11 protein-coding genes and 1 tRNA gene are annotated in these 15,677 nt (G+C 42.8%); 4 read left to right on the top strand and 8 right to left on the bottom strand.

Annotated elements, in window-relative coordinates:
* Window position 1: 1 nt before the first annotated feature.
* Both ASULF_RS07550 and ASULF_RS07545 read right to left on the bottom strand, forming a co-directional pair.
* Window positions 2–1,885, bottom strand: a complete 1,884-nt coding sequence (locus tag ASULF_RS07550; RefSeq protein WP_015591123.1) for a DUF460 domain-containing protein — start codon at window positions 1,883–1,885, stop codon at window positions 2–4.
* A complete protein-coding gene (locus ASULF_RS07545) occupies window positions 1,882–2,730 on the bottom strand; it encodes an RIO1 family regulatory kinase/ATPase domain-containing protein (protein WP_015591122.1) in 849 nt (282 codons plus the stop codon). The genes ASULF_RS07550 and ASULF_RS07545 overlap by 4 nt, the downstream gene beginning before the upstream one ends.
* 37 nt (window positions 2,731–2,767) lie before the next feature.
* Between ASULF_RS07545 and ASULF_RS07540 the strand changes: the two genes are divergently transcribed.
* The 3 genes from ASULF_RS07540 to ASULF_RS07530 all read left to right on the top strand — a co-directional run bounded on the left by ASULF_RS07540 (window position 2,768) and on the right by ASULF_RS07530 (window position 4,686).
* Window positions 2,768–3,679: a TIGR00269 family protein gene (locus ASULF_RS07540; RefSeq protein WP_015591121.1), complete on the top strand. Its 912-nt coding sequence runs from the start codon at window positions 2,768–2,770 to the stop codon at window positions 3,677–3,679.
* Window positions 3,680–3,765: 86 nt separating this feature from the next.
* Window positions 3,766–3,838, top strand: a tRNA-Gly gene (locus ASULF_RS07535).
* A 296-nt stretch (window positions 3,839–4,134) separates the two neighbouring features.
* Window positions 4,135–4,686: a site-specific integrase gene (locus ASULF_RS07530; RefSeq protein WP_236609672.1), complete on the top strand. Its 552-nt coding sequence runs from the start codon at window positions 4,135–4,137 to the stop codon at window positions 4,684–4,686.
* Between the two features lies 1 nt (window position 4,687).
* Here the strand turns inward: ASULF_RS07530 and ASULF_RS07525 are convergent, their stop codons facing one another.
* The 5 genes from ASULF_RS07525 to ASULF_RS07505 are packed head-to-tail and all read right to left on the bottom strand — an operon-like array spanning window position 4,688 to window position 14,290.
* The gene (locus ASULF_RS07525) at window positions 4,688–5,545 is read right to left on the bottom strand and encodes a hypothetical protein (protein WP_015591119.1); all 858 of its coding nucleotides are present in this window, start codon (window positions 5,543–5,545) and stop codon (window positions 4,688–4,690) included.
* 47 nt (window positions 5,546–5,592) lie between these two features.
* Complete coding sequence (locus tag ASULF_RS07520; RefSeq protein ID WP_015591118.1) at window positions 5,593–6,093, bottom strand: hypothetical protein; 501 nt, start codon at window positions 6,091–6,093, stop codon at window positions 5,593–5,595.
* 17 nt (window positions 6,094–6,110) lie between these two features.
* Complete coding sequence (locus ASULF_RS07515; protein ID WP_015591117.1) at window positions 6,111–9,425, bottom strand: hypothetical protein; 3,315 nt, start codon at window positions 9,423–9,425, stop codon at window positions 6,111–6,113.
* Window positions 9,426–9,460: 35 nt separating this feature from the next.
* Window positions 9,461–11,314, bottom strand: coding sequence for a hypothetical protein (locus ASULF_RS07510; protein ID WP_015591116.1), 1,854 nt, complete (start codon window positions 11,312–11,314; stop codon window positions 9,461–9,463).
* 9 nt (window positions 11,315–11,323) lie between these two features.
* Window positions 11,324–14,290 (bottom strand): phage tail tape measure protein, encoded by a 2,967-nt coding sequence (locus ASULF_RS07505; protein ID WP_015591115.1) that lies wholly within the window; start codon window positions 14,288–14,290, stop codon window positions 11,324–11,326.
* A gap of 105 nt (window positions 14,291–14,395) precedes the next feature.
* On the opposite strand from ASULF_RS07505, the gene ASULF_RS07500 reads away from it, so the two are divergent.
* Window positions 14,396–14,965, top strand: a complete 570-nt coding sequence (locus ASULF_RS07500; RefSeq protein ID WP_015591114.1) for a PH domain-containing protein — start codon at window positions 14,396–14,398, stop codon at window positions 14,963–14,965.
* Window positions 14,966–15,182: 217 nt separating this feature from the next.
* Here the strand turns inward: ASULF_RS07500 and ASULF_RS07495 are convergent, their stop codons facing one another.
* On the bottom strand, window positions 15,183–15,677 hold the full coding sequence (locus tag ASULF_RS07495; protein ID WP_236609725.1) for a DUF4411 family protein: 495 nt from the start codon (window positions 15,675–15,677) through the stop codon (window positions 15,183–15,185).

Genomic DNA, 15,677 nt, shown 5'->3' with positions numbered 1-15,677 from the left:
CCTATATATTTTTTCTTTTAAGCCTGTACTCCTGAATTAGCTCTTCCAAAAGATCCAGCTTCCTTTTCTCCATTTTTCTTTTCTCCTCAAGATACCTCTCCTCAAACTTTTTCGAGTTCAGCAGCACTATCTCATCAGCAATTTCCACCTCGACATTTTCCACATCGATGACTGGGATGCCTGCTTCCTCGAACAGAGATGATGCGAGATGAGACATCGGGCTACTGGAAATTATGGCTTTTACTCCCTTCTTTATAAGGTACTCAGCAGTTGTCTTCCCACCGCCGCTGCAGTCGTGGATGAAGATTATGTCGTTCTCGTTTATGCCAAACTCTTTCTCAACCCTCTCTATCTCTTCCTTCGTGAACTTCTTCAGGACTTTAACCCACTTCCACCCTTCGAAGAGTTCCAGATACCTCATCCTCTTTATAACGGCGAGCTTGCTTTCAAGCTCATCTATCTTTGAGTTTTTCTCAGATAGTTCCATCCTCAACCTCTTATTCTCAGCTTCGAGTGTTTTTATGTAGTTGTCCCTCCTTATCCTTTCATGCTCCTCTCTGGATATTGACACAATCCTCTGCTTGAGTGATTCTATTTCCCTTCTCAGCTCTTTTATCTCCTCTTTCAGAATTCTGTTCTCTTCATAGAGTTCCTCAATCAATCTATCTTTTCTTTTGATTTCCTCCCTGTCTACCTTAGACGGAACGGTTTTCTTCTCCTTCTTTTCCTCGCGTCTCTCCTCCCCAAGGATTGTTTTCAGAGGGATACCCTTGATCACCCCAGCCTTAACGGCATCGAGATCGTATCCCGCTGGCATTCTTTTCTCGATGTTCATCAGCTTGTTCTTATAGGAATTGAACGCCTCGATAGCTGATGAGAGGGCATCTCTCTCGTGGTCGTTAAAAACCTTATAGCCCCTTGTGAGCTGAATCTTTCTTTCCACGCTCATATCATCTCTTGGTGTATAGATTATCGCATTAAAAGCAGATCTGACCTTGCTAACATACTCTGGAGCGTTTGATTTGTCTGTAGCGACAATAACTGGCTTTCCAAAAGAGAGTATGTACTCGATAACCTCTGAAAAACTCCAGCCCTTCTTGCTCCTAACACCGAGGACCTTGCCATCCAGATCCAGAACGGCCACACCAACAGTACTGCCAGGATCTATGCCAACAATAAGATGCCTGACCCTCTTCTTCAGGGGGATGTATTCTATCTTGTCCCTCTCGATCGCCTCAACCCTTACCTGAACATTTTTTGTTTTGAAAGAGTTTATCGGTACTTCAGACCTTTCAGCGTTGACCAACAGCGTGCCCCGGGATATGCCACCATAGCCGAACCTGACATCCTCGCTGAACTCGAAACCCTTGTTCTTCAGGATCTCCTTTATCTCGTTGAAGATCATCCTGACTTCATCGTGAACTCTCCTGCGGTATCTGTTCTGGTGCCATCCACCTTTTCCAAGGCTTCTGTTTCTCGAAACCGTGATGATAGTTTTGTCGAAGAACACCGAGATCTCACTTCCAACTCCAAAACTCGCGAGATATGCACAGGCTCTTGCCTCATCTGCCGGGCTTCTGATGTTCATCCTTATTCCATATCTCCTCGCGATGGCATGCAATGACTCTTTCCCGGCAATCTGGACGAACTTGATGCTGCTTGGCAGAACCTTCAAAAAATCTACAAGCTCTCTCTTCGAGCTAAAAAGCTCCTGAATACTGTCAAAAGCAACGATATCTGGCTTTAGCTCCCTTACCATCCTGAAGAGCTTACTTCTCGTAACTCTGTACTCTTCTTCCTTATCGTTGTCCAGCACAACAAGGGCATATTCGGGTCTTATTCTTCCACGCAAAGACCCTTTTACTATGTCTATACCAAATATCATTCCGATATGATATACTTGGTTACCGAGTTAATATCTTTTTCTATCCCGTAAGCTTTTTTAAAGTAAGATAACACATTCTCGATATCTTTTTTGAGAATATCAGGCCAGTTTTCATGATCTAAATCCACATGCTGCGGAAAATCGATGATGTAGAGATCATCGCTGACGAGAATATTGTACTGGCTGAGGTCTCCGTGTATTATACCAGCCCTAAACATCTTCTTCGTGTCTTCCAGTATTATGTCCAGAGCATCCTCAGGATTTTCCAGCCTGACCCTGAATAACTCTTTCCCATCGATTAACTCCATCATAACGGCATTCCCTTCCCAGGCAAAGGCTTCAGGGACATTAATTATCCCAAACAACCTTTTTAAAGCGCTGTATTCTTTTTTAGCTGACCTCACAGTCAAAACGCTCAGATGCAGATCTCCGTAATCCCTCTTCTCCCTGATCTTCCTGAAGTGTGCTCCAAGTTTGTGGAACTTGATAACACATTCTCCATATTTCTCGGAATAGCAGTTGTAAACAACACTCTCCTTGCCCTCGCCCATTTTCTTCCCGAGCATGTCAAGCTTGTTCCTCGTCACGAGCTTTCTCAGAGAGTAAAGACTCATGCCGAGGAAGGTGAGGCTCGACCCGAAGTACGGCTGGGATCTGTTGTCCAGAAGACCGTCATCGCTCAGCCTTCTCAGAATTTTGTTGAGTTCCGATTCCTTTATCCCGGATAGCTTGAGAATGAGGTCTGATGGGACATACTTGTAATCCCACATCTTTTTGAAGATTATTTCGATAACCCTCCAGTCGATTTTCCGGAGACTTTTGTATAGTATGTGAAAATCCTTCACGAGAAAAGTTAAATCACTTCGATTAATAAGCTTCGCTGTGAAGTCATGCAGCGTTTGTGGAAAGAGGGCAGTGTACTTCCAGAGGCACAGCAACAGACATCTCTGCAGAAAACACTTCATCTACGATTTCGAGAAGAGGGTGAAGTACGCTGTCAAGAAGTACGGCATGATACAGAAAAATGACAGGATAGCAATAGCTCTCAGCGGTGGTAAGGACAGCACAGCCTTAACATTCGTCCTCAAAAAGCTCTATGGCAAGAGAAGGGATCTCGAGTTCTTTGCAATAACAGTGGATGAAGGAATCGCTGGCTACAGGCCTCCAACTGTTGAGATCGCGAAAAAAGTTACTGAGATGCTCGAGATCCCTCACTACATAATCTCATTTAAAGAGGAATTTGGGATGGATCTGGATGAGATGGTAAAAATTGGAAATAAGAAGCCCTGCTCCTACTGCGGAGTTTTCAGGAAATACCTTCTGAACAGAACTGCGAGAGAGTTAAATGCTACAAAGCTGGCAACAGGGCATAACCTCGATGATGAGACTCAAACGATACTCCTGAACTTCATGCAGGGAGACATAGAGAGGCTTGCAAGGCTGATACCGCAGAGGGTGCAGGAGAATCTGGTCGTGAGGATCAAGCCGTTCAGGGAGATTTACGAGAAGGAAGTCATGCTGTACTGCATTCTAAACGGTATAGAGGTTGATATGAACGAATGTCCCTACAGCCGCTTCCCTGTAAGGGCTGTTATAAGGGATTTCCTTTACGAGTTTGAGAACAGGTATCCCGGCAGAAAGTTTTCCGTTATGAGGAGTTTTGAGGCTTTGCAGGATTGTTTTAAAGCCAACTTCCCTCAGAAGGATCTCAACAGATGCGAGATTTGTGGAGAGCCCACACCAAAACAGATCTGTCAGGCCTGTGTCTTAAGAAAGGAGCTTGGGATTCTCTAAATTGAAAGGGTTGAAATGAGGTTATCACAAGAATAACCACAAACTTCATAAATCGTGATTAAAGCATATATCTAACCCATATTCAAGCGCCGGTGGTGTAGTCTGGAAACACCAGGGCTTGCCGAGCCCTTGCCCCGGGTTCAAATCCCGGCCGGCGCATGTTGTTTGGTGTAAAACAAAGCCACAAAAACGATTTTTACAGGATGTTAAGACTTTCTAACATTTCTGAAGAAGAAATAAACAAAAATATGTCGAGATTGACACGGTTTCTTGAGGCTTGTTCATACCAAATTGATGATGACCGCATAATTATTTATATAAACGAATTAAAAAAGCAATTTGAACCTGAAACCGTCCGTAAACACATCACGACTATCAAACGTTTTCTGAAGTTCATCAACTACCCATCTGTAGAGTTGATCAAACCTCCCAAAGTACCCAAAAAACGCAAGCTCGTGATCAAGCCAATACATGTGAGAAATCTGATCCATGAAATTGATCAGAAGGTCAGATATGAGCCGTTGAGGTTGAGAGCTAAAGCTGCGGTTTTGCTCGCAACTACATCCGGATTGAGAGCTATGGAAGTTTACAAGCTCATGATCGATGACATAGACGTCAGGAACAGAACAGTATTTGTTAGAGCTGAAATTGCCAAAGACTATGAAGAGCGGATCACATTTTTCAACGAGGAAGCGAAACAAGCTTTGGAGGATTACCTTGCAACCAATCCCTCATCAAATCTTTTCTACAACCTCAGAGATGCTTTTGAAAAGATCGATTCCAAGCTGAGGATGAAGCACATGCGTAAGTTCTTCTCGCAACAATCAGATAGACTAGGAATGCCTACAGCCATCAAGAAAATTCTAATGGGCCATGTCGTCGGCAATGAAGAGTATGTTGCTCTGAGAGGCGTGGATGTCGATTTAGAACACTACGACTTCCAAGATGAGGAAGAGTTGAAGAAGATTTACGATAAGTATTGGAGGGATTTTAAGATTTTAGACTAAACTACATGGAAATATATCCTTGATACTGCCTCATTTCAAGTGCAGTTAGACCGTACTCATTCCTCCATTCTTTAAATAAGTTATTAATCTCTTCTTCGAGTTTATTTATTGTGTTAATGAGTTCTTCTTTTATCTTGTTAAACCGATCAATTTTCTCTCTTAGAGAAGGATCTTGAAGGATCCAAGAAAGCATCTTAGTCCTATATTTTTCCCAAAACTCTTTCCACTCATGTCCATCTGGAAGAGACTTTGTTCCCCCAATAACATAACTTAACAGCCGATAGTAATCATCATCTTTTTCGATTTTTATACTCTGTTCACTTTTCCGATACTCTTCAATTATTTCTTCACAGAAATCCCTAAATTCAGAAAAAACAACTGGAACTATTTCTTTTAACAAAACTTCCAATCTATTACGATATTCATCAAATTCCTGGCTTAACTCTCGTATTTTTGAGATATGCTTATCTAAAATTTCATCGGAGAAGCTTAGGAGATATTCTGCAGAACAATATACACCCGAGTATCTATTTTGAGTATGGATATTTACTTTCTCCTTCAGATAGTAATTTGGTGATGAAAGCAAATCTAGTCTAACTTTATCTTGCCTTAGAATTATGAAATACCCTTTCTCCAGATACTCTTTAGAGATAGATAACGAAGTTAATATTGGAGAAAAGATACTTCTCGCGATTTCCCCAATAACCCTTCTTTTTCTTTCTTTTTCAAATAATTTGACATACTTATGATTTGAGCGAGCATACCATGCCGTAATGATAACCAGAGCTAAAGTCAGTAAGGCTAGAGCCCAGTTCGAGTCCATTAGAGCTGTTATTAAAAAATTCCAGATCGAATCCATTAGAGGTATTATTAAAAGATTAAAAATTTAAGATTTTCTGGATAAACTTACACTACGCTAACATCTCTCAACTTAATCCTCTCGCCACTCTCAGCTACAACGATCTCTGTTTCTGGATCGGTCGTAAACACCTCATTGCCCATCTCATCCCGTATATAAACGCCGAGCTGTCCGTTCCTGATCGCCAGAGGTGTTTCCGGAGCAGACACGAATTCCGGTCTCTCGATCTCATCTGGGACAATGATATTCTCTTCTTCGATAATTCTCTGCACCGCAATTTTCTTCATCTTTTTCAGGCAGAGTCGCCCCATATTGTCCAAGTAGACCGGGGTCGTGTCCCTGATCCTGCCACCAACAGAATACGCCCTGTCCCCCACCACTATCTTCTTGAAGATCGGATTTTTGACTTCGTCCCAGGTTGCCGGCTCACCGACCTCGTTTGGCGTGTCGACTATCGCATAGTCCTCGCCGTACTCCACCACGCTGAACGGCGGCTCGCAGTCCGGCCTTATGCCCTCCTCATCCCTCACGACCTTAACCTTCCTCAACAAAATTATCACCCCCTCTAATTTTTGATTTCTAAAACTCTCTTAAGGTTTGGATCAACCATGCTGAGAAATGCGATATCTTGCGGGAATAACTGGGAGCTTTCGAGTCCACTGATTGGAATTAAGAGGAAGTAGTCAACTATTACTGTACCCATGTTTTCATCAACTACTGCAAAATCTATTCTTGATGAGGGAGAATCCCCAGTTTTTTCAAATGGTCTTATAAAATATCCATATGTAGAAGTTATGTCACTCGAAATATGTTTAAATTTTCCAGCTCCATCGAATGCTGGTGTATTATCAAGATCTGTGTCATATAAGTATGTAGATACATAAGCTGTAAACCCAGAAATTGTTTTCTTGATTCTTGCTACTGCCAAATATCTCCCGGATGGTATTTTGTCTTTAAATATTCTATATTGGACATACTCATATGGACTGAAACTTTTACCGCCGTGATTAATTCCTCCGAGAATCACACAACTGTTCCCGCTGCTCGTCACTTCCTCTGCGTTGATTTCGAGGTCATCGAATTCAGCTGCTCCGGCTACATTGACCCATAGGCCTACGTAACCATTCGAAAAAGTTGTATCTGTTTTAGTGATACAAGGTGTTGTTTCATCATTGAAATATACATCTATTTGTCCAGTAGAAGAATCAAAATTCACTTTCAGTTTGTAGAATTCTCCAAGATTTATTGTTCTAGCTGCAGCAGCTAATTGAGACCATGTGCCTCCTACCCTCTTCCAAAGAACTACTTTTCCTATGCTACTATCTAAGTAAATATTCGCCAAATACATATTATTAGTATCACTTATACAAAAGAGTATTCCCGCCTCTCTACCAACTGGATCACTATTAGTAATCTTTGCTCTCACCTCATAAGACCCTGTTCCAAACTTTAACGAATTGAGTTGTAAGATTCCCCTAACAGTTGTATCTTCCATCTTTACAGTCCCATTAACACCATCCCAAGACCACACCCCTTCTGATTGAGTATATTCTGCTGACGAATCCCAATCGAAATCATCGAGAAATCTATTAACCTGTGCTCCCCTTCCTATGACCTCAGTGGCTGATATGGAGAGGTTGTCAAAACTAACATCGAGGTTCCCTACTCCTGCTGTTGCTGTTGCTCTTAATCCGACATATCCTGATGTGAAGGTAGTATCTTGTGCAGAAACCGTGACTATCTCCGCTCCATCAAAGTATACTTCTATTATGCCTGTAGAGGTATCCCACTCCACTCTAATGTTATACCACGTACCTGTTGTTGCTGTTACTGGAGCTGATGCTAAACTTGTCCAAGTTCCATCAACTTTCTTGAGAATGTTACAGGTTGCTGATCCTCCTGAGTCTATATTTAGTCTCACAAGGTAATGGTTTGCTACATCCTGAAGACCAAAAACTATCCCCGCATCCCTTGCGACTGCATTAGTTGAATTAATTCTTACATCTACCTGATATGTTCCCCCCGCAAACTTGAGACTTTTTAGCCTAAGAAGTTCAGTGCTTTCGGTATCACTATAAGCGTCTAACTCCCCGTTAGCCGTATCCCATGTCCACCCTGTTCCAACAAGTTGTAGATACCTCGAACTTGTATCAATACTAAAATCATCCGTGTAAGTTAGTGGATCTGGAGCTGAGCTGAGCGTTGCGTCTTCTGCTTCTTTGAAGAGGTTTGATAACCAAGATTCGTACCTATCGAAGAAGAACATCTTAAAGTCGGTTGCATCTTCATGCCAATCATACATAACGGCACCAGAAGAATAAAATCCTGCTCTCTTGTTAGCATCATGAATCGCTATTGTTTTCATTTCGCCAGTAGTTATACTTATGAAATATGTATTCAATGGAATAGAAAACTCCGTCGTCTCGCGAACTATTTTATCTTTTGTATAGAGGAACAATGTGGAGTAATCTGGTATTGCTCTGATATAGTTTGTATATCTTAACGAACCAATCTTATCATTGAAAACTTCTACACCTGCTTTCGTAATGTTCCAAATCTGTACTAATCTGTCCCCTAATGAAGCAGCATAATCTAATCCACCACTTATAGACAATACTAACTCAACTCTATCAGAATTTATGCTATTAATCTTTATGTCTTCTATGGGATCATTGTTAAACGCATATAATTGCCACTCTCCTAAGTTAGACCAATTTGTTCCATTCCATATACTGTATCTTATGCCATAATATCCTGTTGTACTTGGATCAAACATGAATCTCAGAAAACCATTCTCTACTACTATCTTCCCTGTGAACTTATGTTCTTTGTTAAACACTCGTATCCATTGCGATTCATCAGTCGTGCCCATTGTGTCGTAAACCTTAACCTCTCCCACATCATACTCCTGGTCCACGTCGAAGGCTAGTCTCGCAATGTAGGTCGGCTCTATGTAGCAATAATCTAATTCAATAACATTAGCTGTGCTGGTAGCCTTCTCTACCTTGATTGTCAAGGTTTCCTCGGTTAAAGCGTTGAACTCAGAGGTCTCAAGTGTTACAAAACTTGTTCCACCCGTGCTTAGGGTTTCTGTTAAAATCGTCCCACTAACACTCCCTGAGACCGTTATTTTAATATCGTCTGCTACATTATCATCTCTCACCCTCAGAACAATCTTATAAGTTCCCTTCGGAATATCTGATCCGATACCAACAGTCCATTGGGCGTACTCTCCTTGAGCATCAAGATTTATCGTCTGAAGTCTGTAAGCTTCCTCCAGATAGGTTACCGTTCCTGTTGTTGTGGCATTGTCCTGGTCGAAAAGTGGGAACGGCTTGTAGAACGGAATGTCTCCATCTTTTCCTGTTACTTTTACCCAGTAAGAATCAAGATTAATCGTTTGCCACGGAGACTTCAGCTTCACATTGTAAGCTCCAACCGGCAACGGAATCACAGCAGGAAAGCCGATCCCGAAGTCATTCACGATAATCTCGTTCCTGAACTTGTAGGCCCTCTCATAGACGGTTCTCGGCAGGAACTTTCCGTTTATGGAGTACTCTCTCAAATTAGCTATCTCAGCCGACTTCGGGATCTCGATGTCATCGACAGCAACAAAGCCGTCCACACCAGCGTAATCAAGATGGTTGTATGCCGGATCTCTTTCCGCAACGGCCATCAGATCCTCCGCGAAAGCATCCTCACTCTTCGCCCCTTCGGGGATCAGCACCCCCCTCATTCTGAGTTCTCTTATGTCCTTCCTCAGTGGGACCACAATCGGCTCATCGAGGTTGAGTGGTTTGATGACCTTGTTTTCCTTCCTCCTCTTGTCGGCTGACAGCTCGGTTATGACAGGAACATAAACATCCCCTATGTGTGGCATATTGCTGAAGATAAGAACAGACTTTAAAAATCAGATCAGGGGTACTTGACAACATCACTGACTCTGTTATTCAGCGATTTGATGAAGTCGCTGAGCATTACGAGATTATTCGTCAAAACGAGTTCGCAGTCAACGGTGTTGAAGTTCCGTATCTCGACAACCCTGTACTCGCCATCGATGTCCTCGTCAAGACCATCTATCCTGACGAACTGACCGAGTTCAACCGTCTTCTCCTTGACCAGCCTGCTGTCTATCTTGACCGTCAGGTTCTTTACAGGTTCTTTTCTCTGTAAGATTATTTTCTCAGCGAGAACCTGTGCTTCGGAATCGTATCTGATTTTTCTGTCTGTGTGAACGCCTTCACTGACGAAGTAACTCGATTGGGAGGCTATGTCCTCTGTTGTGTAGTAAACCTGCGTTATTTCGTCCCCGTAGCCCAGAACATGCACTTTGTTAATCAGTTTTGAGTAATCGATTGAGAAGTCAACGATGTCCACTATGTAATCGGTAATGTCGAATGTCCTGAACCTGAAAGATCCCCACAGATACTCTTCAAAGACGACCTCCACCCTTGTGTAGTGCTCGTTTAATGTTGAGTCATAGTACCCGTAGAAGTCTATTCTCCCGAATACTCCCACCACAGCCTCAGGAGTCGTCAAAGAGCAACCCTGTTCGAATGGAACATTTAGGATTCTAAAATTGCTTACACAAGCTAAGACTTCAGTATAAGATGTTTTGGCATATAATTGAGCCAAATCTCCCGGATTCCAGCCATCTATGGTTTCTGTGTAAGTTACATAAGTAGTGGAAGCAGTGCTTTGTGTTGTCCCAACCCCAACATCGTTCCTGTAAATTTTACCATAAACTGTGTCTGTAGTTCCTTGAATGCTCTCAACACATTTTAGATCAAATGAGATAGTTAAAGTGGAGTTCGCTGGCAAATCCGAAGGAAGAGTAATTGTTTTCAGTTTATACCACACAGTTGACGGAGTGCAAGCCTCAGCATCATTAGATAGCACACCGTTTGAGGTGCTGACAATCTTAGCCCAGTATGAGTTTTCTGCCTCTGTTGGGGCAAAGAAGAACTTAATGCTTTTATACAACTCCTCGGTAGCCGAAGTGCCTTGGTAACCGTTATCTGTAAATGTTATCGTCTTAGAGTAAGTTCCCTCACCTATTGTAATTTTTATTGAATCTGAATTAACTGCCCAGTAGTATCCATTTAACAATTTGATTCCACCCGAGTCAGTGGTGTTATTTGGCAGGTTACAAACGATTTCTGGAATAAACTGTCTCTTTGTGGCATCAAGCCCTCTAACCGCTATGTTTATTTTATTCTCATCATCCACCCAGAAATCTGTACTACCCATAGCAATCGTATATCCATCTCCTATCCTGATGTTGCCTTCACTGTCGTAACCCCACAGGATGTTTTCTGAAATCTTCCTTATCCATTCGAGTTTAGACTCGAAGTTTCCCTTGATGTTCAGTCTCTTTACTGCACAGTAACCCTGCTCAAACTCCGTTTCACCGTTTAGTACATCGTTTAAAATCGTGAACGAATATACCGGATCGCTGTCGCTGTCCACATATTCTACCCTGTAATTGCCGTCTTTTGAGAATAATTTTCTGTCCAGCTTCTTGATCCAGTGATCCAGCTCGATCTCCAGTTCGCCGTTGAATTTCCTTGATATACGCTTCAAGACTCCCTTAAAGATCGTGATCCCGTCTTCGATTATCTCGTATGTCCCGTTTACGGCTTTTTTGATCAGAAAAAGATACTCATCTGATGTTTTGACCCTCGCCGTTCCTATCTCGTTCAGCCTCAGATCCACTTTCCAGTCAGATAATGGAATTGACATGTCAAAAGCGTTGAGTCTTAGCTCCATTTGATCACCTCATATCAGTTCAACAAGCTTTCTGTTGACCTTCTCAACTATTGCGTCAATGTCTGCCTCCTGCCTGACCACGACATCCCTTATCTCTATCCGTGGCTGGATGTTCTTTATCGTCACGCTCTTCTGCACCGTTTCATGCACAGGAATCACGGGTGTGACCGTGACGCTTGGTGCTGCCGTTACCGACTGAATCCTGCCGATCTGATTTGAAAGAGCTTTCACAGAACTCGTCACAGATTGAATTGCTGATTTTACCGCGTATATTGATCTGTCAACATCATAGAATGGTTTTCTTGGTTGAGAGGGTTCTTCTGGCTTGGCTTTAGCTGGCGGTGGAGTTGTTTGGGTAGGTCTTGCGTTCTCGATATATTTCCTTGATGGGCTACTACCAAAAGATGTCTTAGAATAAATGCCAAGTTCTTCTTCCAACTCCTCAAGTTTAGATATGACGGTGTCAATTGAATCCACCATTCTCTTTGATGATTTCTCCGTTGTTTCAGCCATATCATCGAATTTATCTTTTATCTTACCCGATGAATCAGCAGTCTGATCTTCCAGTTCCTTGACTTTATTCTTAACCTTGTTCAGCAACTCTTCGGCTCTATCGTATTTCTCTTGTTCAACTTCAACCTCCAGTTTGAGCTTTTCCATATTCTCTTCGAGTTCGGACAGTTCTCTGAGTATTCTCTTCTGTTCTTCGAGTGCCTTGGAATATTTCTTCTGTGCTTTTTCCACTGCCCTTGTTCTTTCCTCCTTGCTGTTCCGAACTTTTATCACTTCTTTCTCTTTTTCAGTTATTGCCTCCTCGAGATCCTTGACTCTCAGTCTCGCCCTCTCAAGTCGTATCTCCGCCTTCTCGACGTTCCTCTCAGCTTTTTCAACTTCCTTGAGGGCCTTGGCATATTCTCTGCTGTTCCTGCCGTATCTTTCCAGAGCTACACGGGCCTTCTCCTGAGCCTTCCTCAGCCTCTCCTTAGCATCCTCCAGATCGTCTTCTGCATCTTTGACGCTGAGCTGGGCACTCTTGAAGTCAAGCCTCGTTTTCAACAGATCTTCCTCGGCTTCCTGCAGGTCTTTCGTGTAGTTCAGCAGCCTCTCTTTAGCTTCTGCGAGCTCCTCCTCAGCCTCCTTAACTTTGTTGGTTGCCTGCTCCAGTTCAAGCTGTTTCTTATGATACTCATCCATGACCTCGTCAAGCTCTCTTTGCTTCTCGATAAGTCTCTGTTTTGCATCCGCCAGCTCTCGTTCAGATTCAGCAATTCTCTGGTTGTACTCTTCAATTTCACTTGCCTTGGATGCAGTGTCTATATTAAGTACCTCTTTGAGACGCTCCCCGACACTGCCAAGCGTGTCGTTTAGTGCATCAAAAAAGTCTGTTAGAGTCCTCACTCCAGGGATCGTGTTTGCCATCCAGTCTACTAGGTCTGAGAGCCTATCCACTACCCACCCCACAGCCGAATTGACTACATCTCTTATTCCCAAGAAATTAGTCTGATATGCCACAAAGAGCATTGATGCCGCTGTTATCAGAATTCCAATCGGTCCGGTGAGAAATGTCAGTGCAGTTCTCAGTGCAGTGAGGGCCGTTGCCGTTGAGAAGCTTATGCCCGTCAGGCCCGCCAGGGAACCGGCAAAGCTTACGATGCTCCCAGTCGCATTTATCAATCCACCTATGAGTATCAGCAACGGTGCACCAATTGCCATAAGGGCTGTCGTAAATCCCATCAAAACGGCAATTGCGTTCTTAACATGCGGATTGAGGGAGTTGAACCACTGCATGAAGTCCTTGCCTGCTTTTAGCACACCTTCGATTGCCGGGAGGATCCCCCTCGTGAAAGATATCGCAAATTCTTTTATCGTCGGCAAGGCGTCTTTGAAGGCTCTTACAAGCCTTGTCAGGTCATTTTTCAGCTCATCGAAAACAGCTATCTCTATCCCTTCGAGTTCCGATTTGACGAGCCGGATTAATCCCTGAAAGCTGTCAAGCTGTATTGCAGCCATCTCTGTAGCCTTGCTCGTCCCTGTGATGCTTTGCTCCATCTCCCGGATCTTCTCTCCACCCATCGGGATCAGTTTCAGCCATACTCTTGCTCCCTCGTCACCAAAGATCTTTATTACATCAGCGGCTGAAATGTTCTTTTCTTTCAGGATATCGACTAACTCAGCCAAGCTGTGCATCTTCGGATTGACATCATCCAAAGTTAAGCCATACTTTTCAAGAACTTCTTGTGCCTTATCCGTCGGATTCATCAAGCTACCCAACGATGAAGCAAGCAAACGGCCAGCTGATTCAGCCCTTATTCCAGATGAAACGAGCAATCCAATAGTGGCCGTAGTTTCCTCAAGGCTTATGCCGAGGGATTTTGCAAGTCCTGAGATATACGGCATGGCAACCGCGAGCCTCTCCATAGTCAGCTGGGAGTTTGAGATCGCCGCGGCGAAGACATTGGCTACCCTGCTCGCCTCGCTTGCGTCCATCTCGAAGGCGTTGAGCGTCGAAACGACCAGCTCGGTTGCGGACGCCAGATCGGACTGCGTCGCTGCTGCAAACTGTAGGATCGGCTCCATTGCAGAGATTGCTTCATCAACCTTATAACCGGCTGATGCAAGGAAATACAATCCTTCAGCAGCCTGAGATGCAGAGAAAACAGTTGTTTCACCGAGTCTTTTTGCGAATTCAGTCAGTCTCTTGAAATCTTCTTCGCTCGCCCCCATTACAGATTGTACATTTTTCATTGCCTGCTCGAACTCTGCCCCAGTCCTCACTGCATGCCCAAGAGCGAGAGCAACGGGTGCGATAGCAGCACCCATTTTCGCTCCAGCGACTGCCAAGTCTTTCCCAACATCTTGCAGTCTTTTACCAAAATCTTTAACTTGAGATTTTGCTTTTTCGAGAGATTCTTCTAACTGAGCGAGATCTGCTTTGATCTTGATGACAATATCTCCTATCGTGCCTGCACCGAACATCAAAAATGAAAGATAGAATTGACTTAATAAACCAAAGTCACTCAGTTAACTTATAGAATCTAAAAGTAGGTAAAATATATATCATATGATTTCAACATATCAATTATGATAGATTTGCCAGAGCAAGTGTCTGAAAACCTGTATCCTGGCGAGAAAATCGTTTACTCGGTTAAAAAATTAAAAAGCTTGGAAAAACCGATGTATCTCATCGTTACGGACCGAAGAGTGATATACTTCGATCAAAAACTGCTGGGAAGATACGATCTGGTAGATTTTCCCTATGAAAAACTTGAGTTAGTTTCGTACACCAAGGGCAAAATCGGTGCTGAATTCTCATTAGTCAGAGAGGATGGAAAGAAAGTTATTATTCCTTGGATGGAGAAAGATGAATCCCAGCAGGCTATTATTGCCATCAGAGACGCTCTAAACGCAGTATCGGTAGAACAGATTTCCATTGATAAAAAGAAGGGTCTGATGAAGGAATCTTGGACATTGAAGAAACCTAAAGAAGTAATTACGAGAACTCTACCCATGACACAAGTAATTGAGACTAAAAAAGAGGTGAAAGAAGATCCGATTGAGAAGCTGAAAAAGCTAAAAGAGCTGTATGATATGGGTCTCCTCACAGAAGAAGAGTACGAAACAAAAAGAAAAGAGTTGTTGGAGAAGCTTTAGCCTCTTATTCTATTTTTTCTTTCCATTTCTTTTTTGATCCTCGCTTCTTCCTTGGATTGAAGGTTTATAATTCTTAAGACATCGAGATAAACTCGTTCTGGTGTGTTATTCAATTCTTCCCATGATCAGGATACCTCTACCAGTGGTCGTAGTAGAATTCGAGGATAGTTTTTCTAATCTCCTCGTTTAGCATATAAAAAGAGATGTCAGTCGAATTTTAGAATTTCCAACCTTCCTGCCTGAACATATCAAATATCTTTACACATTTTATTCTATAATGTTTAGCGACATAGGGAATCTTAACTCGGTTTCCCTTCAAGACCTCTTCAGTCAATATAATTGGCTTGATAGGTCCAAAAATAGTGGGTTGACTTCTCATTTCGAGAGCTAATGCTACCAACCATGGATCAGCATCTTTAGTTGTGCCATCGTTTATTTTGACAAATGACTCAAACTTACTGAGGATATCTGCAACGTATTTTTGCTGATCAGGCGTATATTTTTTAAAGAAGTCCGGATATTCATTTTTTTGCTCTTTGGCCCACTCTTTTAACTCGTCATCTCTACCCTCAAGCTCTAAATAAACTTCGATGTGGGAATACAATCTGTTTTCCAAATGTAACTCCATTAGCTTATTCCATACTGACAGGTATATGTCCAAGGGGTTTCGATCTTTCAAATCAATGAGTGAACTTGAGTCAATGATGTACAC

Origin of the sequence: Archaeoglobus sulfaticallidus PM70-1 (assembly GCF_000385565.1) — an archaeon.
In the GTDB taxonomy this organism is placed as follows: domain Archaea; phylum Halobacteriota; class Archaeoglobi; order Archaeoglobales; family Archaeoglobaceae; genus Archaeoglobus_A; species Archaeoglobus_A sulfaticallidus.
Note: the sequence above shows the minus strand (reverse complement) of the source record. Positions and strands in the feature narration are given on the sequence as shown.